This is a genomic window from Frankia sp. BMG5.23 (assembly GCF_000685765.2).
In the GTDB taxonomy this organism is placed as follows: Bacteria; Actinomycetota; Actinomycetes; order Frankiales; family Frankiaceae; genus Frankia; species Frankia casuarinae.
In genome coordinates, this window is record NZ_JDWE01000011.1 from 1 (window position 1) to 19,354 (window position 19,354).

Genomic DNA, 19,354 nt, shown 5'->3' on the forward strand with positions numbered 1-19,354 from the left:
ATGGATCCGTATTCGAAGCTGCTCAAGGAGCGGATCGTCTTTCTCGGTGTGCAGATCGATGATGTGTCGGCGAACGACGTGATGGCGCAGCTGCTGTTCCTGGAGTCCGAGGATCCCGACCGGGACATCTCGATCTACATCAACTCGCCGGGTGGGTCGTTCACGTCGTTGACGGCGATCTACGACACGATGCAGTTCGTGCGGCCGGACATCTCGACGATCTGCATGGGTCAGGCGGCGTCGGCGGCGGCGGTGCTGCTGGCGGCGGGCACGCCGGGGAAGCGGTTCGCGCTGGAGAACAGCCGGATCCTCATCCACCAGCCGTCGGCGCAGGGCGAGGGCCAGTCGAGCGACATCGAGATCCAGGCGCGGGAGATCCTGCGGATGCGGTCTCTGCTGGAGCGGATGCTCGCCGTCCACACCGGCAAGAAGGAAGAGGACATCCGCAAGGACATCGAGCGTGACAAGATCTTCAGTGCCGACGAGGCCAAGGAGTACGGCCTGATCGACGAGGTCATCAAGACCCGGAAGTCCTCCCGGCTCGCCACCGCTCGCTGAGGTGCCGGGCCGGCGGTCCGAGCCCGCGGTCGGAGCCTCGCGAGGCGTGACGTCTCGTGAGGCCGGCCCGCGGTCGTCGGCCGTCGGCCGCTACCACACCCGACGCGCCGATGCGGTGAAACCCGGTCAGCGGTTCTCGTCCGTGACGCGATGGCCTAATGGGACTGCGTGGACGGGCGAGGGCGGCCAAGGTGACCGTAGGCTGACCGGTATGAGCCGAGCGATTGGGCTCTCACCGGACGGCTCGGCGGGGTACCGTCCCCACGGGGATGGTTGCAGGCAGACACGCGACGACTGGGCGGTGTCAACCGCCCCTGACATGCAGGCGACACCATCGTCTGGACGAAGGGACTGAGTCCTCGGTGGCACGCATCGGTGATGGCGGTGACCTGCTCAAGTGCTCGTTCTGCGGTAAGTCGCAGAAGCAGGTGAAGAAGCTCATCGCCGGCCCTGGCGTCTATATCTGCGACGAGTGCATCGATCTCTGCAACGAGATCATCGAGGAGGAGCTGTCCGAATCCTCCGAGCTCAAATGGGACGAACTGCCCAAGCCGCGCGAGATCTACGAGTTCCTCGACAGTTACGTGGTGGGGCAGGAGACGGCGAAGAAGACCCTCTCCGTCGCGGTCTACAACCACTACAAGCGGGTCCAGGCGGGCGGATCCAGCGGTGACGGGAGCAAGGGCGAGGTCGAGCTCGCGAAGAGCAACATCCTGCTGCTCGGGCCGACGGGCTGCGGCAAGACGCTGCTCGCCCAGACTCTCGCGCGAATGCTCAACGTCCCGTTTGCCATCGCCGACGCCACCGCGCTGACCGAGGCGGGCTACGTCGGGGAAGACGTCGAGAACATTCTGCTCAAACTCATTCAGGCCGCCGACTATGACGTCAAAAAGGCCGAGACCGGGATTATCTACATCGACGAGGTCGACAAGATCGCCCGGAAGTCGGAGAACCCGAGCATCACGCGGGACGTGTCCGGTGAGGGCGTGCAACAGGCCCTGTTGAAGATCCTCGAAGGCACCACGGCCAGCGTGCCGCCACAGGGCGGGCGCAAGCACCCGCATCAGGAGTTCATCCAGATCGACACGACGAACGTGCTGTTCATCGTGGGCGGGGCGTTCGCCGGGCTCGACCGGATCATCGAGTCGAGGATCGGCAAGAAGTCGCTGGGGTTCCGCGCCGTACTGCACGGCAAGGACGACCCGGACGGATCCGATGTCTTCGGCGACATCATGCCCGAGGACCTGCTGAAGTACGGCATGATTCCGGAGTTCATCGGCCGGCTCCCGGTGATCACCAGCGTGTCCAACCTGGATCGTGAGGCGCTGATCCGCATCCTCACCGAGCCGAAGAACGCCCTCGTCCGCCAGTACAAGCGGCTGTTCGAGCTGGACAGCGTCGACCTCGACTTCACCTCGGACGCGCTCGAGGCCATCGCGGACCAGGCGATCCTGCGTGGGACCGGTGCTCGTGGGCTGCGGGCAATCATGGAAGAGGTCCTGCTCTCGGTGATGTACGACATCCCGAGCCGCAAGGATGTGGCCCGGGTCGTCGTCACCCGCGAGGTCGTGCTGGAGCACGTCAATCCGACGCTGGTCCCGCGCGACGTCGTGTCCAAGCGGGCTCCCCGCCAGGAGAAGTCGGCCTGACGGCGCCTACCCGGCGCCCACTCGGCGTGTCCCGTGCGACTCGGCGCGGCCCGCGCGTCGGGTCACTCAGTGCATTCCGTGCGTCGGGTCCAGCGCGGTCAGGGTCCGGCGGGCCTCAGCCAGATGGTAGAAGGACCCGGTCACCAGGATCGCCCCACCCGGCCCCGCCGCGTCCCGCAGGGCGTGGCGGACGGCGCAGCCGACGTCGGATGCGGCGTGGGCCGGCATCGCCCGCGCCCGCGCCGCGCAGACCAGGTGCTCGGCGCGGATGGCCCGCGGTGACGCCGGTTCGCAGGCGATCAGCGAGCTGATCGGTTGGTGGCGCAGTTCCGCGAGAGTCCCCTCGTAGTCGTGACCGCGCAGCGCCCCGTAGACGACGGTCCACTCTCGCCCGGGGAACTCCTCACGCAGGGACCGGGCGAGCGCCGCGCCCGCTGCCGGGTTGTGCGCCCCGTCAAGCACGCACAGCGGCTGTGCGCGCACGATTTCCAGGCGTCCCGGCGCCCGGACGCCCCCGAGACCGGTCCGGACCACGACGTCGGGGAGGGAATGACCGACGAAGGTCTCCACGGCGGCCAGGGCGCACGCCGCGTTGGCATCCTGATAGGAACCGTGCAGGGACAGTCGCACGTCGTCGTAGCGCGCCTGCGGGGTGCGGAAACCGCCCCGTCGACCCGCCGCGTCCGGGTGGCCGGCGACCGCGGCGAAGTCCCGACCCAGCCGCAGGACGTCCGTGGCCGGGGTCCGGGCGAAGATGTCGTCGAAGCGGGGGTCCACCTCGCCGAGCACCAGGTGACTGCCGGGCTTGACGATCCCGGCCTTCTCGCGGGCCACGCCCGCCATACTCCCGGCGTAGTCCAGATGATCAGCGCCGATGCTGGTGACGACCGCGACCCGCCCGTCGGCGATGTTCGTGGCGTCCCAGCGACCGAGCAGGCCCACTTCGACCACGGCGACGTCGACGGCCAGGTCGGCGAACCATCGGAAGGCGGTGGCCGTCAGCAGCTCGAAGAAGGTGGGCCGTCCACTCATCGGGGCTGCCGCGTCCAGGACGGTGCCCACGCAGCGTCCGAACTCCTCGTCGCCGATCGGTCGGCCGTCGACGACCAGACGCTCGTTCACCCGCTCCAGATGCGGACTGGTGTACAGCCCCACCCGCAGCCCCGCCGCGCCCAGCAGCGCCGAGATGATCCGCGCCGTCGAGGTCTTGCCGTTCGTGCCGGTCAGGTGGATCAGCGGAACCGCCCGGTGCGGATCCCCGAGCCGGCCCGCCAGCTCCCGCATCCGGTCAAGGCTCGGCACCGGCCGACCCGCCGGCATCGTCTGCTTTTCGAGATCCACCGTGTTGTTCAGGGCGGCCCACGCCGACTCGTACGTCCACTTCACAGGCTGGTTCCACTTCACCGGCTGGTTTCGCCCTCCTTCGACCTGGGGTCGACAGTAGTCCGCGGACAGGTGCGCCGGACGCGTCCTTTGCGGGGGAGCGCGGGTACCGGCGTGGGCGCCTGCGTAGGCGGGAGTGAACCCGGTGGACCCGTCCCATCGGGCCGTACCATCGGGGATGTGACAGGCGCTGCCGGGACCGCCGGAACCACCCATGCTCCTGATCACGAGCGGGAGGGTCCACGCGCGTTCGCGGCCGAGTACTCCCAACGCCGCGACATCCGCGCCCGGCCGGGCTTCGACCGGCTGCGCCGTCTGCTGGATCTGCTCGGCCAGCCGCAGCGGGCCCTTCCGAGCATCGTGGTGACCGGTTCGGTGGGGAAGAGCTCCACGGTGTCCGCGATCACCGCACTGCTGCACTCGTTCGGCATCCGCGCGGGATCGTTGAGTTCGCCGGGCTGGCTCGGGGCCGAGCAGCGGGTGGGGTTGGCCGACGCCACGATCGATTCCGACGTCCTCGGCCGCGCCTACGCCGATATCGCGCCGTACCTGCCGCTGATCGAGGATGACGGCCGGCTGAGCGCCTTCGAGCTGCTTGCCGCCGTGGCCTTCGCCGCCTTCGCCGACGCCCCCGCCGACCTCGCCGTGATCGAGTCCGGCTGGGACGACGCCGGCGAGCTGAGCGCACTGCTCGACGCGCCGGTGTCGGTCGTCACCCCCGTGGCGGTGGGCGAGTGGGAGCCGGCGGCGGGCCTGGACCGGATCACCACGCGGACGGCGGGAGTCATCCGCGCCGACACCCTGGTCGTGCTGGCCCAGCAGGTCCTGCCCGCCGCGCAGGCGCTGCTGCGGCGCGCCGCCGAGACCGGGGCGATGGTCGCCCGGGAGGGGCTGGAGTTCGGTGTACTCGGCCGGCAGGTGGCCGTCGGGGGGCAGATGATCACGCTGAAGGGGCTGGGCGGCACCTACGAGGAGATCTTCCTGCCGCTGCACGGCGCGCATCAGGCCCATAACGCGGCGGTCGCGCTGGCCGCGGTCGAGGCGTTCCTCGGCGGCGGGCGCAACCAACTCGACGTCGATGCGGTCCGCGCCGGTTTTGCCGAGGTGGACTCCCGGGGCCGGCTGGAGGTCGTCCGCCGGTCCCCGACGATCATTCTTGACGTGGCCGGCTCGCCTGTGGCGGCGGGCGCGCTGGCCGCGGCGCTCGACGAGGCGTTCACCTTCGACGTCCTTGTCGGGGTCATCGCCATCGAGCGCGAGGTCGAGAGTGCCGCCGCTCGGGACGGTGGTGGCGAGCGGGACGGTGCCGCCGAGCGGGACGGTGCCGCCGAGCGGGAGGCAGCGGAGCTCCTGGCCGTCCTGGAGCCGGTCCTGAACACGGTGGTGGTCACCGCCGGTGCTGGGCCCGGATGGCTGCCGGTCGACGGTCTCGCCGCGGTCGCCGTGGGTGTCTTCGGCTCCGACCGGGTGGAGGTCGTACCCCGGTTGGACGACGCGCTCGACGCCGGGGTGCGCCTCGCCGAGGAGGACGCCGATCTGGGTGGCGCCGGCGTGGTGGTCACCGGTTCGGCCTCCGTCGTGGGTCGGGCCCGGGCGTTGCTGCGTCCGTGACGTCCTCCTGGGTTTTCCGACATGTTCCCGACGCGTTCCTGATGCGGTTGCGGGGCGTTCCCGGGACGCCGCGGTCCCGTCACGGTGCGGACGTGGGCACCCTGTAAGTTGGCGAGGGATCCTTGGGTCCCTCGTCGAGGACGACGAAGTCGATGATCGAGAAGGAGTACCGTGTCCGTCGAGCGCACCCTCATCCTGGTCAAGCCCGATGGCGTCAGCCGTGGCCTCGTCGGTGAGGTCGTCGGCCGGCTCGAGCGCAAGGGGCTCACTCTGGTGGCGCTCGAACTGCGCACGTTGGAGCGGTCCGTCGCCGAGACGCACTACGGAGAGCATGCCAGCAAGCCGTTCTTCGGTGAACTGGTCGACTTCATCACCTCCGGGCCGCTGGTGGCCCTCGTGGCCGAGGGGCCGCGTGCGGTGGAGGCGTCGCGTGGGCTGATCGGCGCAACCGATCCGGTCAAGGCCGCGCCCGGCTCGCTGCGTGGGGACTACGCGCTGGAGATCGGCCAGAACCTCGTGCACGGCTCGGACTCGCCGGAGTCTGCCAAGCGGGAGATCGACCTCTTCTTCCCGGGCCTGAGCTGACCGCGTAGCCGTTCACACCGACCGGGGCGTTCCCGAGACGCATCGAGACGCCTCCGGTCGGATTTCGGGTGGCCTGGCCTGGCCGGGCCGGGACCGTGGGCGTGTCGCCCTCGTGACTCATGGGTGTGCGCAGGGCGGTTCCGGCCCAAGGGTGACACGAAACCGGCCCATCACCGACCGGGGCGGCGAGGGGCCCGGTGTCGGTCTACCCTTCAAGTACTTGCCCGGAGCGTGTCCGGTGGGTCGCGGTAACCGACAGGGTCGTGGTCGGTGGCCGTGGTCGAATTCCCGGTGGGCGCCCGGGTCGTCTTGTCCGATCTACGAACTCTGTACGTGTTCCACGCGCTTCTCCGGCTCCTCGGTAGGCCGTGCCTGTCGGTCGCGCCGGAGGCGGCCAGGACCGCATCCCCCGGGAAGGTCGGTACCCGACGATGTCCAGTTCGCTGTCGTTCCTCGGTCGTGACATGGCCGTCGACCTCGGTACCGCCAACACGCTGGTGTACGTGCGTGGCCGCGGGATCGTCCTCAACGAACCGAGCGTGGTCGCGATCAATACCACCACCTCGGGCATCCTCGCCGTCGGAACCGACGCCAAGCGGATGATCGGCCGGACGCCCGGCAACGTGGTGGCCGTGCGGCCGCTGAAGGACGGCGTCATCGCCGACTTCGAGACGACCGAGCGGATGCTGCGCTACTTCATCCAGAAGGTGCACCGGCGGCGCCATTTCGCCAAGCCCAGGCTGGTCGTATGCGTGCCCTCCGGCATCACGGGCGTGGAACAGCGGGCCGTGAAGGACGCCGGCTATCAGGCCGGCGCCCGCAAGGTCTACATCATTGAGGAGCCGATGGCCGCGGCGATCGGCGCTGGTCTGCCGGTGCACGAGCCGACCGGCAACATGGTCGTGGACATCGGCGGGGGTACCACCGAGGTCGCCGTGATCTCACTGGGCGGCATCGTCACCAGCCAGTCGATCCGTACCGCCGGGGACGAACTCGACGTCGCGATCATCTCCTACGTCAAGAAGGAGTACTCGCTGATGCTCGGCGAACGCACCGCCGAGGAGATCAAGATGGCGATCGGGTCGGCGCACAAGGTTCCCGACGAGCCCAGCGCCGAGATCCGTGGGCGTGACCTGATCACCGGACTGCCGAAGACGATCGTGGTGACCGCGGAGGAGATCCGCAAGGCGATCGAGGATCCGGTCAACGCGGTCATCGACGCGGTGAAGGTGACCCTCGACCGCTGCCCGCCGGAGCTCTCCGGCGACATCATGGACCGCGGCATCGTCCTCACCGGCGGCGGGGCGCTGCTGCGCGGTCTCGACGAGCGGCTGCGGCAGGAGACCGGCATGCCGATCCACATCGCGGAGAATCCACTGCATTCGGTTGCAATGGGGTCGGGCAAGTGTGTGGAGGAGTTCGAGGCCCTACAGCAGGTACTGATCTCCGAGCCGCGGCGCTAGGCGCTTGCGCAGGGCCTTTGCCGATCCCTTCCCATTGGACCGATCCCTTCCCATTGGATATAGCCGGAGCGGTGCCTGGTGCCGCGTGGCCGTCGCCACGCGGCACCGGATCGCGTAAGAGTGTGTTCGGAGGGTGTTGTGGGCCGTGGCACGAGGCGATCTCGCCTGGTGATCGTCGCCCTGCTCATCATCGCCTTCACTCTGATCACCTTGGACTACCGGACCGGGAGATCGGCCACCGGAGCACGTGGGGTTCTGCACTCGATCTTCGGGGGGGTCGAGAACGGCGTCACGACGGTCACCCGCCCGATTGGCCGGACCGCCTCCTCCCTGACGCATCCGAACCGCTATCACGACCGGGCGGATCGACTCGCGGAGGAGAACGCCCGCCTGCGCCGCCAGATCGCCGACGACACCGAGATCGGCCGGATGTCGACCGAACTCGCCGACCTCCGGTTGTTGGCGGACAAGGGCCAGTACACCATCGTGCCGGCGAAGGTGATTGCGGTCGGTGACGTGACGGGGACGGACTGGACCGTCACCATCAACGCCGGCAGGGCCGACGGCATCGTGGTCGACAAGACCGTGCTCAATGCCGACGGGCTGGTCGGCACGGTGTCCGGCGTGACCGAGCACACCGCAATCGTCCGGCTGGCCTGCGACCCGGGTAGTCACATCGGAGCACGGCTCGAACGCACCCAGCTGCTCGGTGCCGTGGCCGGTGGGCAGGGACCGGGCACGTTGACCTTCACGCTGTACGACGCCTCATATCGGGTGCAGAAAGGTGATCGGCTGGTCACCTTCGGCAGTCTCGACTACGTCGCCGGCGTCCCGATCGGTATGGTCACCAAGGTCACTGACGTCGATGGTCTGTCGCGGACCGCCGAGGTCAAACCGTACGCGTCGGTCGGCACCCTGGACCTGGTCGGGGTGGTGGTCGGCAAGCCACCGGCCGACCCCGGCGACCGGGTGCTGACGCCCAGGCCGGTGCCGACCGAGCCGGCCGCGTCCGTTCCGCCGGCCGCGTCCGTTCCGCCGGCCGCGTCCGTTCCGCCGGCCCCGCTGTCACCCACCGCTGGGTCGCCGGTGGGGGGATCATTGGCCGGGGCGGCATCCGGCGTCGGGGGCGGAGCGGGTTGAGCGTGATGTGGGGCATCGCCGGCCCTGAGGAGACCCTGCGCGGGCGCGCCGTCGTGGCCGCGGTCGTGCTCCTGACCGTCGCCCTGATCCTCCAGGTCTCCGTGATCGCCCGGCTGGGTCTGCCCGGTGGCCGGCTTGACCTCATGCTCGTTCTGTTGGCAGCGATCGCGCTGATCGAGGGGCCATTGCTCGGCGCGGTCGCCGGCTTCGTGGCGGGATTGCTGGCCGATCTGTCCTCCAGTCATGTCCTCGGTCAGACTGCTCTCGTTTTGTGTCTGATCGGTTACGCTGTCGGACTGGCGATGGATGCGGCGGAGCGGTCGGTGGTGGTTCCCCTGGCGGCGATCGGTGGGGCGAGTGTGCTGGGCACTCTCGGATACGCCGCCACCACCTCGATCCTCGGTGAGGCGGCGTTGACGGGAGGTCAGGCTGTGCTGCGGGCGTTGGTAGCCGGCGTCTACGCCCTCCTGCTCACCCCGTTCCTGTTCCCGTTGCTGCTCGCGGGCTCCCGGCGGCTGGCCGGCGGTCGACGGCGGGAGCCGCGGTGAACGACCGGATGCGGGTCCGCGTCCTGCTGCTGCGCGTGCTGGTCGTCTCCCTGCTCATCACACTCGGCGCGCGGCTGTGGGTGCTCCAGATCCTGGACGGTGACCGTTACCGCCGGGTTGCCGAGACCAACCGGGTCCGCGAGGTGGTGACGCCCGCGACCCGGGGGATGATCCTTGACGACAAGGGGCAGGCCCTCGTCCGAAACCGTACGTCGCTGGTCATCTCGGTGAACCGGTCGACCACGGATCGGCAGGCCGACCAGGGCAGGGCCGTCCTCGCCCGCCTCGCCGCGGTGATCGGCACCCCCGCGGACGAGCTCGCCCGGCGAATCCGGTTCTGTAGCGCCCAGGTGAAGCCGCCCTGCTGGAACGGATCGCCCTACCAGCCGGTACCGGTCGCCAAGGACGTCAGTCCGCGGCAGGCCCTCGCCGTCATCGAACATCCCGACCGCTTCCCCGGTGTCTCCGCCGACCTGCAGGCCGTCCGCGAGTACCCGCATGGCGCGCTGGCCGCGCACGAGCTGGGCTATCTCGCGCCGGTCAGTCAGGACCAGCTCGACAAGCAGGGGGATGAGAAGGGCTACCACCTCAACAGCCTGATCGGCGTCGCCGGTCTGGAGAGCACCTATGACGACGAGCTGCGCGGCACCGACGGGGTGGAACGCCTGGAGGTGGACCGGTTCGGCCGGGTGGCCGGTACCGCGTCGACCATCGCGCCGCTCAGCGGTGACCACCTGGTGCTCAACCTCGACCTCGACGTGCAGCAGGCGGTCGAGCAGGCGCTGACGGAAACGATCAAGAAGCTCGGGGGCGGCCCGCGCACCGCCTCCGCGGTTGTGCTGGACGTGCGCACCGGCGGGGTGATCGCGATGGCGAGCCTGCCGTCCTACGACCCGTCGGTCTTTAGCGGTGGGGTCTCGGAGAGCGATTACCGGGCGCTGTCCGATCCCGCGAACGGCATCCCGCTGCTCTCGCGGGCCTACCAGGGGTCGGGGCCGGCCGGCTCCACCTTCAAGGCCATCTCCACCGCCGTCGCGATGCAGAACCTGGGCGCCAAGGGGAACGACCGCTACGACTGCGCGCCCAGCCTGCAGATCGGTGACCAGGTCTTCCACAATTTCGACGGCGAGTCGGCCGGTCCGATCACCCTGCACCAGGCGCTGGTCATTTCCTGTGACGTCATCTTCGACAAGTTCGCCTACGACGCCTGGCTCGCGGACGGCGGGCTGCGTAACGGCCGTGGGCCCTACTCCCCCCCGAAAGAATACTTCGTCAAGATGGCCCAGGCGATGGGCTTCGGCCGGACCACCGGGCTGGATCTGCCCGGCGAGACGCGGGGCTCCGTCGTCGACCGCGCCGGCGCCAAGGCGATCTGGGCGGAGCTCAAGGACTCCTACTGCCGGCGGGCCAAGAACGGCTACCCGGAGGAACCCGACCCGGCCAAGGCCGAGCGGTACCGCAAGTACGCCGCCGAGGCGTGCGTTGACGGCTACCTGTACAACGCCGGTGCCGCCACCCAGTTCGCGATCGGCCAAGGCCAGTACCTGTCGCTGAGCCCGCTGCAGCTCGCCGTCGCCTACGCGGCCATCGCCAACGGCGGCACCCTGTACAAGCCCACCCTCGCCAAGGCCACCGTGTCTCCGGACGGCAAGGTCGTCAGGACCTTCGCGCCGCGCCGGGCCGGGACGCTGCCGGTCTCACCGGAGAACCTCGCCTACATCCGGGACAGCCTGCGCGGGGTGACGACGGAGGGCGGGGGCACCGCCACCGGCGTCTTCGCGGACTGGCCGAGCGACGTCGTCCCGATCGCGGCGAAGACCGGAACCGCCGAGGTTGAGGGTAAAGGGGACACCTCCTGGTTTGCCTCCTTCGCGCCGGCGAACGACCCCCAGTTCGCCGTCGTGGTCACCATCCCGGACTCCGGGACCGGCGCGGAGTTCGCGGCTCCGGTGGCCAAACAGATCTACCAGGCAATCTACGGTGTCGGCCGGCCGGCGGCGATGCCGGGTGGGAAACCGCCGGCCGGGCTGCCGAAGCTCAACCGGGACGGGACGATCGCGGCGGCGTCACCGCAGCCCGCCCCCGCGACGCTGGCCTCGCCGGCCGGATCGGCGCCGGGCCCGGCCGCCCCCCTGCCCGGCACCAGCGGCGCGGGCGTGACGGCGACGGGCCGGGCGCCGCCCTGACGGCCACCTCGTGCCGTGAGGACGGCGCCTCGGGATGGGGGCGGGGTCTCGGGGGATGGGGTGGGAGCCCAGGACGTGAATGTCGTGTCGGCGTGACGGTGGTGGCGGGAGGCGCAGTGGTAGACGAAGCGGGACCCACCGCACTTCGATCGTCTCCGGTGCCCATCCGGGGGCGGATCGGGCACCTGCGGGAGAGGGCTTCCGGGCCCCACTCGCCGCTGCGCCGGCTCGACTGGCCGCTGCAGCTCTGCGTCATCGCGTTGTCCGTTCTCGGTGCTCTGCTGGTCTGGTCGGCGACCCGCCAGCGGCTCAGCGAGGCGGGCAGTGATCCCAACACCTTCCTCGATCGGCACCTGCTGAACCTGGCCATCGGGCTGGTGCTCGGCGCGGTTGCGACCGTCATCGACTACCGGGCGGTGCGGGCCTACGCGCCCTTCGTCTATCTCGGCTCGCTCGTCGGGCTCGTCGCGGTACTCCTGTTCGGTTCGACGATCAACGGCGCACACTCGTGGATTGTGCTGCCTGCCGGCTTCCAGCTGCAGCCGTCCGAGTTCGCCAAGATGGCGCTCGTGGTCGGCGCGGCGATGATCCTCGGTGAGAAACACGAGGACCGGCACACGGGAGTCCGGCGCGGCGCCCCTGGCCACGGTGACGTGCTGCTCGTGCTCGGGCTCGCCGTGGTCCCGATCGGCTTGATCATGTTGCAGCCGGACTTCGGTACCGTCATGGTTCTGGTCTTCACCACCCTCGGCATGCTGGCGGTCAGCGGCGCGCCGCGCCGATGGGTGCTGGGGCTGATCCTCTGCGGTGTGCTGTTCGGCGGCGCGATCCTCCAGTTCCATCTTCTGAAGCCGTACCAGGAGGCCCGGCTGACCTCGTTCGTCTCCGAGAACAAGGCATCGTCCGGCACGGGCTACAACGTCGACCAGGCGATGATCGCGATCGCCAACGGCGGAATCTCCGGACGGGGCCTGCTGCACGGCCAGCAGACCCAGGGCCAGTTCGTCCCGGAACAGCAGACGGACTTCGTGTTCAGTGTCGCGGGGGAGGAGTTGGGATATCTCGGGGGTGGCGGAATCATCGTGTTGCTCGGCGTGGTTCTGTGGCGGGCCCTGTCGATCGGCTTCGGCTCGCAGGACTCCTTCGGCGCGCTCGTCGCCACCGGGGTCGTCTCCTGGTTCACCTTCCAGGCGTTCGTCAACATCGGCATGTGCCTGGGCATCATGCCGGTCACCGGCCTGCCGTTGCCTTTTCTCTCCTACGGCGGTTCGTCGATGTTCGCAAACATGATTGCTGTCGGACTCCTGCAGAACGTGCGGCTGCGATCCCGATCGGACCCGTATGCCTCCTGAGCTCGCTCGGCGGCGCTTCCCGGGTCGGCGGCGCTTCCCGGGTCGGCCGAGCGTCGAGGTGGACCTGGCGCGTGCCGTAGGCTCGCATGCATGTCCGGACAGTCGCTGTTCGCTCGCCTGGAGCCGCTGCTCCCGCGGGTGCGAAGGCCCGTGCAGTACGTCGGAGGCGAAGGCAACTCCACGGTCAAACCCTGGGACTCCGCGGCCGTCCGCTGGTGCCTGATGTATCCGGACGCCTACGAGATCGGCCTGCCCAACCAGGGACTACAGATTCTGTACGAGATCCTCAACGAGCAGCCGGATGTGCTCGCCGAGCGCACCTACTCGGTGTGGCCGGACCTGGAAGCGTTGCTGCGCGAGCACGGGCTGCCGCAGTTCACGGTGGACGCCCACCGCGCGGTGGGCGATTTCGACCTGTTGGGCGTCAGCTTCGCCACCGAACTCGGGTATACCAACCTGCTGACGGCACTCGATCTTGCCGGGATCTCGTTGCACGCGGCCGAGCGCACCGACGCCGATCCGCTGGTCGTCGCGGGGGGGCATGCCGCCTTCAATCCCGAGCCGATCGCCACGTTCGTCGACGCCGTCGTGCTCGGCGACGGCGAGCAGGCCGTGCTGGGCATCACCGACGTGGTTCGCGCCTGGAAGGCGGCCGGGAGTCCCGGTGGCCGGGGCGAGCTGTTGCACCGGCTGGCCTGCCGGCGCCTGGTGTACGTGCCGGCGTTCTACGACGTCTCCTACCGGCCCGACGGCCGTATCCGGTCGGTCACCCGCAACCGGGACGACGTGCCGGCCCGGCCGAGCAAGCACACGCTGTCCGATCTCGACTCCTGGCCGTATCCGAAGGCTCCGCTGGTCCCGCTCGCCGAGACGGTGCACGAGCGGATGAGCGTGGAGATCTTCCGCGGCTGCACCCGGGGCTGCCGGTTCTGCCAGGCCGGGATGATCACCCGTCCGGTGCGTGAGCGCAACATCGCCACCATCGGTGCGATGGTCGACGCGGGGCTGCGCGCGACGGGCTTCTCCGAGGTCGGCCTGCTGTCGTTGTCGAGCGCGGACCACACCGAGATCGGCGAGATCGCCACCGGTCTCGCCGACCGGTACGAGGGCGCCAACGTCTCGTTGAGTCTGCCGTCCACTCGGGTGGACGCCTTCAACGTCACGCTCGCGAACGAATTCTCCCGTAACGGCCGGCGTAGCGGGCTGACCTTCGCCCCCGAGGGCGGCTCCGAGCGGCTGCGTCGGGTCATCAACAAGATGGTCAGTGCCGAGGACCTGGTCCGCACCGTTAGCACCGCTTACGCTCACGGCTGGCGGCAGGTGAAGCTCTATTTCATGTGCGGCCTGCCGACCGAGACCGACGAAGACGTGCTGGAGATCGCCGACCTCGCCAGGGAGGTCATCCGGGCCGGTCGGCGGGTCAGCGGGCAGCGCGACATCCGCTGCACCGTGTCGATCGGCGGGTTCGTGCCCAAGCCGCACACCCCGTTTCAGTGGGTGGGGCAGGCGCCGCACGAGGTGACCGACGCCCGGCTGAAGCTGCTCCGTGATGCCGTGCGCGCCGATCGTGAGGTGGGTCGGGCGATCGGTTTCCGTTACCACGACGGTCGGCCTGGCATCATCGAGGGCCTGCTGGCCCGCGGTGACCGCCGGGTGGCTGCGGTGATCGAACGGGTCTGGCGAGACGGCGGCCGCTTCGACGGCTGGAACGAGTACTTCTCGTTCGAACGCTGGGAGTCCGCGTGCGCGGCGGAGCTCGAACCGCTGGGGGTGTCGCTGGACTGGTTCACCACCCGCGAGCGTGACGAACGCGAGGTGCTGGCCTGGGATCACCTCGACGCGGGCCTCGACCGGGACTGGCTGTGGGCTGATTGGCAGGATGCGCTGAGCGGGAATGAGCTCGATGACTGTCGCTGGACACCCTGCTACGACTGCGGGGTCTGTCCAACGATGGGCACCGACACCCAGATCGGCCCGACCGGACGTCGGCTGCTCCCCGTGCTTGCGGTGTCGAACCTCCAGGGCCCCGGGTCCGGGCAGGCCGAGCGACCGCAGCCGGCCATTCAACCCGATCCCGCGACCACGCCGCGGCTCGCCCCGGCTCCGGTGGGCAGTGGCGCGGCGACCTGAGGGGCCGCCGCCTCCGCCGGTGGTCGAACGGGTGCGACTTCGTTTCGCGAAGCGGGGCCGGCTGAGATTCCTCTCACATCGGGACGTGGCGCGAACGTTCGAGCGCGCATTGCGCCGCGCCGGGGTCCCGATGGCCTATTCGGCGGGATTCAGTCCGCATCCGCGGATCTCGTGGCTGGGTGCCGCGCCGACCGGGGCGGCCAGTGAGGCCGAATACGTCGAGCTGGCCCTGGCAGCCTCGGTCGATCCGGAGGCGCTGCGGGTCGGCCTGGACGCCGTTCTTCCGCCGGGGCTGGACGTGCTCGCGTGCCACCGGGCGGAAGGCGGCAGCCTCGCCGAGCGGATCGACGCCTCGCGGTGGTCGGTACGGTTGCCGGGTGCCTCCGGTCCGGAGGTCTCCGCCGCCGTGCGGGAGCTGTTGCGCCGCGACGTGGTCGAAGTTGAGCGGGCGACGAAGGACGGCAGGCGACGGTTCGATGTGCGCGCGGCAGTGGTCTCCGCCGTTTGCCGCGCAGAGAACGACACGTGTGCGATACTGGAGATGGTCGTGCGGCACACGACGCCCGCTGTACGACCAGACGACGTGCTGACCGCCCTAGGCGTGGTAGCCGGCCTGCGCTCGTCGGCGCCGCCCGAGTCCACCCGGCTCGAACAGGGCCGACTGTGTGAGGACGGCACTGTGGCGGACCCGCTGGCGCAGGACCGCAACGGCGCTGGCCGGCTGGTGGGTTGAACCTCAGCGTGTTGCAGGGCGTCGCAGGATTCCCCGGCGGTACCCGCGCCGGACCGAGACAGTGGCTTCTGCGCGGTCGCGACTGCATGAGCAGCGCGCCCGGGAGCCCGAGAGGCTTCTTAACCCGTGCCCGACGACGATCTGACCATCCAGACTGAATCCGAGCCCACCCGACCGGCGGCGCGTAGGCGCAGGGCCGCGGGACGAGCGGCAGGCCCACCCGCCGACGACCATGCCACCGCCGGGCCGAACGTGACCGATGTGGCGCCAGCCGGGAATCCGGTTCCGGACGACCCGGCCGTCGCACAGGTCCCGGGCGTGCCCCTTCGAGACGAGACCTCCGGCGACGCACCCTCGGCGCCGGCCGAGGGCCGGCGCCGTCGCCGGGACGCCGGTTCGACCACCCGCGCCCGGATGACCCGCGGCTCCGCCAGGGCCAGGATGGAACCGGCGGATACCACCGAAGCCGACGCTCCCTCGACCACCCCGGTCGGCGAACCAGGTCCGGTCGATAAACCCGCCACCGTCGAATCCGTCACTGTCGTCCCGGCCCGGGACGACACGGCCCGGGACGACACGGTGGAGGCCACCGAACCGGTGCCGGCGCGGCGCACCCGGGCGGCACGCAGCCGCCGCGCGGTGCGTGAGGTGACCGAGGTGCCGGTTGCCCCTCCCGCCGAGGACGCCCCTCCCGCCGAGGACGCCCCTCCCACCGAGGACGCGCCGCGGGACGTCGTATCGCCGGACGTCGCTGCGAAGCCGAAACGGACCAGGGCCCGTCGTGCCATCTCCGGACTGATGACGCCCGCTGCCGCGGTGCCGGACCCGGCCGGGTCCGGCACCGCGGCAGCCGGGCCGGTCGCCGCCGGGCCTGGCGATGCGACCATCCTCGGTCCGGCGATGCCGGATGTCGGTGCGACCGGGTCCGTCGGTGTACCCGCGGGTTCGACCGCCGCCGTGGCGTCGGCTCCCGACACGCCCGGGCCTACGGACACATCCGGGCCTACGGACACGCCTGGGCCCACGGAACCGGAGTCCGCGCAGCCCGGGACCGACGAGCCCGGCGTCGCCGAGCCGGCGGCCCGGGAGTCGACCGCTGAGTCGAGATCTGCCGAGCCGAGCTCTGCCGAGCCGAGCTCTGCCGAGCCCGAGGCCGGCAGCACCCGGAGCGCGGCGACAAGGGCCAGGCGGGCGACCGCTCCGACCTGGGCCGGGATCCATAACGAGCCGGTCGTCGAGACGATGATCCGTCCCGTGCTCCGGCGACCGGCCGCCATGGTGACCTTCCAGGCTCCCGAACCGGCGGTCGTGGAGGCTCGCTGGCGGCGTGCCGCCGAACTCGGATCCGCCGCCACCGCGGTGGATGCCGTGGCGGGCACGGCGTTCCCGTCCGCCGAGCGGCGGCATGCCGAGGCACCGGCTCACCCCCGGGACGAGGCGGACGTGGCCACCGATCCCGACACGACCGATCCCGACACGATGGGCGACCTCACGGGCGGCGAGGAGGACAGCGAATTCGACGACGACCCGGATGGGGGCGGCTCGGCCTCCACCCGCCGTCGGCGCCGTGGTCGCCGTGGTCGTGGTCGGGCCCGGGGCGACGAGGACGGCGTGGAGTCCGGCCCGGAGGACGGCGCCGCGGCCGCGGACGACACGGGTCGCGAGGGTGTGGCACAGGACACGGACGGTGTGGACGGCTCGTCCGTGGCCGGGCAGGGAACCGGGTCGGTGCCCGCCGTCGCGTCGGATGAGGGCGCCGAGACGACCCCCGGCGCGGCGGAGGAAAGTGCCGAGCGTGACGGTGAGGACGAGGACGACCGGCTGGGAGGGGCCCGCCGTCGGCGGCGGCGGCGCCGTCGCGCCGGCGGCGACGAGCCGGCGCTCGCCGACGACCCGCCGAACACGGTCGTCCACGTCCGGGAGACCCGCAAGGACGAGGACCTGGTCCGGGGGCTGAGCGGGTCCACCCGTCTGGAGGCCAAGCGTCAGCGGCGCCGGGAGGGCCGCGACAGTGGTCGGCGTCGGCCACCGATCGTCACCGAGGCGGAGTTCCTGGCCCGGCGGGAGTCGGTCGAACGCCGGATGGTCGTCCGCCACGCGGGGGAGCGCACCCAGATCGCCGTGCTGGAGGACGGGGTACTCGTCGAGCACTTCGTGACCCGGGCGAGCTCGTCGTCCTATGCGGGCAACGTCTACCTCGGCCGAGTACAGAACGTGCTGGCCAGCATGGAGGCGGCCTTCGTCGACATCGGTAAGGGACGCAATGCCGTCCTCTACGCCGGCGAGGTCAACTACGACGCATCCGGGCTGGACGGTCGGCCTCGCAAGATCGAGCAGGTGCTCAAGTCCGGTCAGTCGGTCCTGGTCCAGGTGTCCAAGGATCCGATCGGGCACAAGGGCGCGCGGCTCACCAGCCAGATCAGTCTGCCGGGGCGGTACCTGGTGTTCGTCCCGGACGGACAGAACGCCGGGATCAGCCGCAAGTTGCCGGACACCGAACGAGCTCGGCTCAAGAGCATCCTGAAGAAAATCACGCCCGAGGACGGTGGGGTCATCGTGCGCACCGCAGCCGAGGGTGCCAGCGAGGCCGAGCTGGAACGCGACATCGAGCGGCTCGCCGCCCAATGGGAGGACATCGAGCGCAAGGCGAAGAAGGCGTCGGCGCCCTCGCTGCTCTACGGCGAGCCGGACCTGGTCGTCCGGGTGATCCGGGACATCTTCAACGAGGACTTCACCGAGCTGGTCGTCCAGGGCTCGGGTGAGGCCATCACGATCGAGGAGTACATCGACACAGTGGCTCCCGACCTGCGGTCGCGGATCCGCCGCTACACCGGAACCGGTGACGTCTTCGCCGAGTACCGGGTAGACGAGCAGCTCGCCAAGGCCCTCGACCGCAAGGTCTGGCTGCCCTCGGGTGGATCGCTCGTCATCGACCGGACCGAGGCGATGACGGTCATCGACGTCAACACGGGCAAGTTCACCGGCAAGGGCGGCAACCTCGAGGAGACGGTCACCAAGAACAACCTGGAAGCCGCCGAGGAGATCGTCCGTCAGCTGCGGCTGCGGGATATCGGTGGCATCATTGTCATCGACTTCATCGACATGGTTCTGGAGAGCAACCGAGAACTGGTCCTGCGCCGGCTCACCGAGTGCCTTGGCCGGGACCGTACCCGGCACCAGGTCGCCGAGGTGACCAGCCTCGGGCTGGTCCAGATGACCCGCAAGCGGGTGGGGCAGGGCCTGCTGGAGGCGTACAGCGAGCCGTGCGTGCACTGCAACGGCCGCGGGGTGGTCATCCACCTCGACGGCGGCAGCGGTGCACACGCCGCAGCCGGCGTGCCGAGCGGGACCATTGTGTCCGGTGCCGGTCAGCCGACTCCGGTGGCGGTGCCCGCGCCGGCGGAGGGGTCCGGGTCCGGTCGTCGGGTCCGCTCCTCGTCCGCGAGTGCCGTGTCCGCGAGTGCCGTGTCCACGAGTGCCGTCGACGGCCCCGCGATCATCGCCGCCGCGTCGGCCGAGCCTACGTCCGCATCCGAATCCGAGGCGTCCGGCGGACCTGGCGAACCCATCGGATCCGCCGCATCATCGACGCCCGACGCCGCGGAGAACGTCGCCGTGACGGCCGGCGAGGGTGCGATAGCCACCGCGGGCGTCACCGCCGCGGATACGGTGCCCGCGCCCGAGCCCGCGCATGCGGCCGACAGTGCGGCGGGGCCGGCGGGCGGGGCCGCAGCTGCCGCCGCCCCGGGACTCGGGGCAGCCGGTTCCCCAGCCGGGTCGAACGGGCATGTGCCCGCTGGCGGTGGCTCCGGCGCGGGCGGCCTCGAGGAGGCCCTGCCGCCGGTGTACGCCAACTCCGATGATCCCGACAGCCTCGCGACCGCGGACAACGCCTTGTCCACTGTGGGCAAACCGGCCCGGGGCCGACGACGGCGGGCCTCCCGGCCGGTGTCCAAGCCGGCCGAGTCGCTGGAGTCCGTGCCCTCGGCGGAACCCCCGAGCGCCTGACCCGCCAG

General features: G+C 70.4%; 13 protein-coding genes. 12 read left to right on the top strand and 1 reads right to left on the bottom strand.

The genetic code is table 11. The features are described 5' to 3' along the window. Nucleotides 1-558, top strand: a 558-nt coding sequence (locus BMG523DRAFT_RS07425; RefSeq protein WP_035958189.1) for an ATP-dependent Clp protease proteolytic subunit, incomplete at its 5' end; no start/stop codon positions are given. Nucleotides 559-920: 362 nt separating this feature from the next. Beyond that, nucleotides 921-2,207: an ATP-dependent Clp protease ATP-binding subunit ClpX gene (clpX, locus tag BMG523DRAFT_RS07430; protein ID WP_011435651.1), complete on the top strand. Its 1,287-nt coding sequence runs from the start codon at nucleotides 921-923 to the stop codon at nucleotides 2,205-2,207. A gap of 66 nt (nucleotides 2,208-2,273) precedes the next feature. On the opposite strand, the gene BMG523DRAFT_RS07435 is transcribed toward clpX, so the two are convergent. Next, a complete protein-coding gene (locus BMG523DRAFT_RS07435) occupies nucleotides 2,274-3,593 on the bottom strand; it encodes a folylpolyglutamate synthase/dihydrofolate synthase family protein (protein ID WP_023840540.1) in 1,320 nt (439 codons plus the stop codon). Between the two features lie 177 nt (nucleotides 3,594-3,770). On the opposite strand from BMG523DRAFT_RS07435, the gene BMG523DRAFT_RS07440 reads away from it, so the two are divergent. The 10 genes from BMG523DRAFT_RS07440 to BMG523DRAFT_RS07485 all read left to right on the top strand — a co-directional run bounded on the left by BMG523DRAFT_RS07440 (nucleotide 3,771) and on the right by BMG523DRAFT_RS07485 (nucleotide 19,346). Further along, complete coding sequence (locus BMG523DRAFT_RS07440) at nucleotides 3,771-5,201, top strand: dihydrofolate synthase (RefSeq protein ID WP_011435653.1); 1,431 nt, start codon at nucleotides 3,771-3,773, stop codon at nucleotides 5,199-5,201. Between the two features lie 171 nt (nucleotides 5,202-5,372). Further along, nucleotides 5,373-5,786: a nucleoside-diphosphate kinase gene (ndk, locus tag BMG523DRAFT_RS07445; protein ID WP_011435654.1), complete on the top strand. Its 414-nt coding sequence runs from the start codon at nucleotides 5,373-5,375 to the stop codon at nucleotides 5,784-5,786. 431 nt (nucleotides 5,787-6,217) lie between these two features. Next, nucleotides 6,218-7,249: a rod shape-determining protein gene (locus tag BMG523DRAFT_RS07450; protein ID WP_011435655.1), complete on the top strand. Its 1,032-nt coding sequence runs from the start codon at nucleotides 6,218-6,220 to the stop codon at nucleotides 7,247-7,249. A gap of 138 nt (nucleotides 7,250-7,387) precedes the next feature. Continuing rightward, nucleotides 7,388-8,389 carry a rod shape-determining protein MreC gene (mreC, locus tag BMG523DRAFT_RS07455; RefSeq protein WP_043590741.1) on the top strand — a complete coding sequence of 334 codons (1,002 nt, stop codon included), beginning with the start codon at nucleotides 7,388-7,390 and terminating at the stop codon, nucleotides 8,387-8,389. A 5-nt stretch (nucleotides 8,390-8,394) separates the two neighbouring features. Then, nucleotides 8,395-8,937 carry a rod shape-determining protein MreD gene (mreD, locus tag BMG523DRAFT_RS07460; protein ID WP_011435657.1) on the top strand — a complete coding sequence of 181 codons (543 nt, stop codon included), beginning with the start codon at nucleotides 8,395-8,397 and terminating at the stop codon, nucleotides 8,935-8,937. After that, nucleotides 8,934-11,123 (top strand): penicillin-binding protein 2, encoded by a 2,190-nt coding sequence (gene mrdA, locus BMG523DRAFT_RS07465; protein WP_011435658.1) that lies wholly within the window; start codon nucleotides 8,934-8,936, stop codon nucleotides 11,121-11,123. The genes mreD and mrdA overlap by 4 nt, the downstream gene beginning before the upstream one ends. A 116-nt stretch (nucleotides 11,124-11,239) precedes the next feature. Further along, entirely contained in the window at nucleotides 11,240-12,475 is a 1,236-nt protein-coding gene (rodA, locus tag BMG523DRAFT_RS07470) for a rod shape-determining protein RodA (RefSeq protein WP_011435659.1), read from the top strand. 90 nt (nucleotides 12,476-12,565) lie between these two features. Then, nucleotides 12,566-14,605 (top strand): TIGR03960 family B12-binding radical SAM protein, encoded by a 2,040-nt coding sequence (locus BMG523DRAFT_RS07475; RefSeq protein WP_011435660.1) that lies wholly within the window; start codon nucleotides 12,566-12,568, stop codon nucleotides 14,603-14,605. Further along, entirely contained in the window at nucleotides 14,589-15,338 is a 750-nt protein-coding gene (locus BMG523DRAFT_RS07480; protein WP_011435661.1) for a TIGR03936 family radical SAM-associated protein, read from the top strand. Before BMG523DRAFT_RS07475 ends, BMG523DRAFT_RS07480 begins: the two co-directional genes overlap by 17 nt. A 441-nt stretch (nucleotides 15,339-15,779) precedes the next feature. Continuing rightward, complete coding sequence (locus tag BMG523DRAFT_RS07485; protein ID WP_083494766.1) at nucleotides 15,780-19,346, top strand: Rne/Rng family ribonuclease; 3,567 nt, start codon at nucleotides 15,780-15,782, stop codon at nucleotides 19,344-19,346. Nucleotides 19,347-19,354 lie beyond the last annotated feature (8 nt).

Coding starts and splice junctions, on each gene's coding strand:
- BMG523DRAFT_RS07450 (WP_011435655.1), top strand. CDS start 6,218: ATGTCCAGTTCGCTGTCGTTCCTCGGTCGTGACATGGCCGTCGACCTC.
- mreD (WP_011435657.1), top strand. CDS start 8,395: ATGTGGGGCATCGCCGGCCCTGAGGAGACCCTGCGCGGGCGCGCCGTC.
- BMG523DRAFT_RS07475 (WP_011435660.1), top strand. CDS start 12,566: ATGTCCGGACAGTCGCTGTTCGCTCGCCTGGAGCCGCTGCTCCCGCGG.
- BMG523DRAFT_RS07485 (WP_083494766.1), top strand. CDS start 15,780: ATGGAACCGGCGGATACCACCGAAGCCGACGCTCCCTCGACCACCCCG.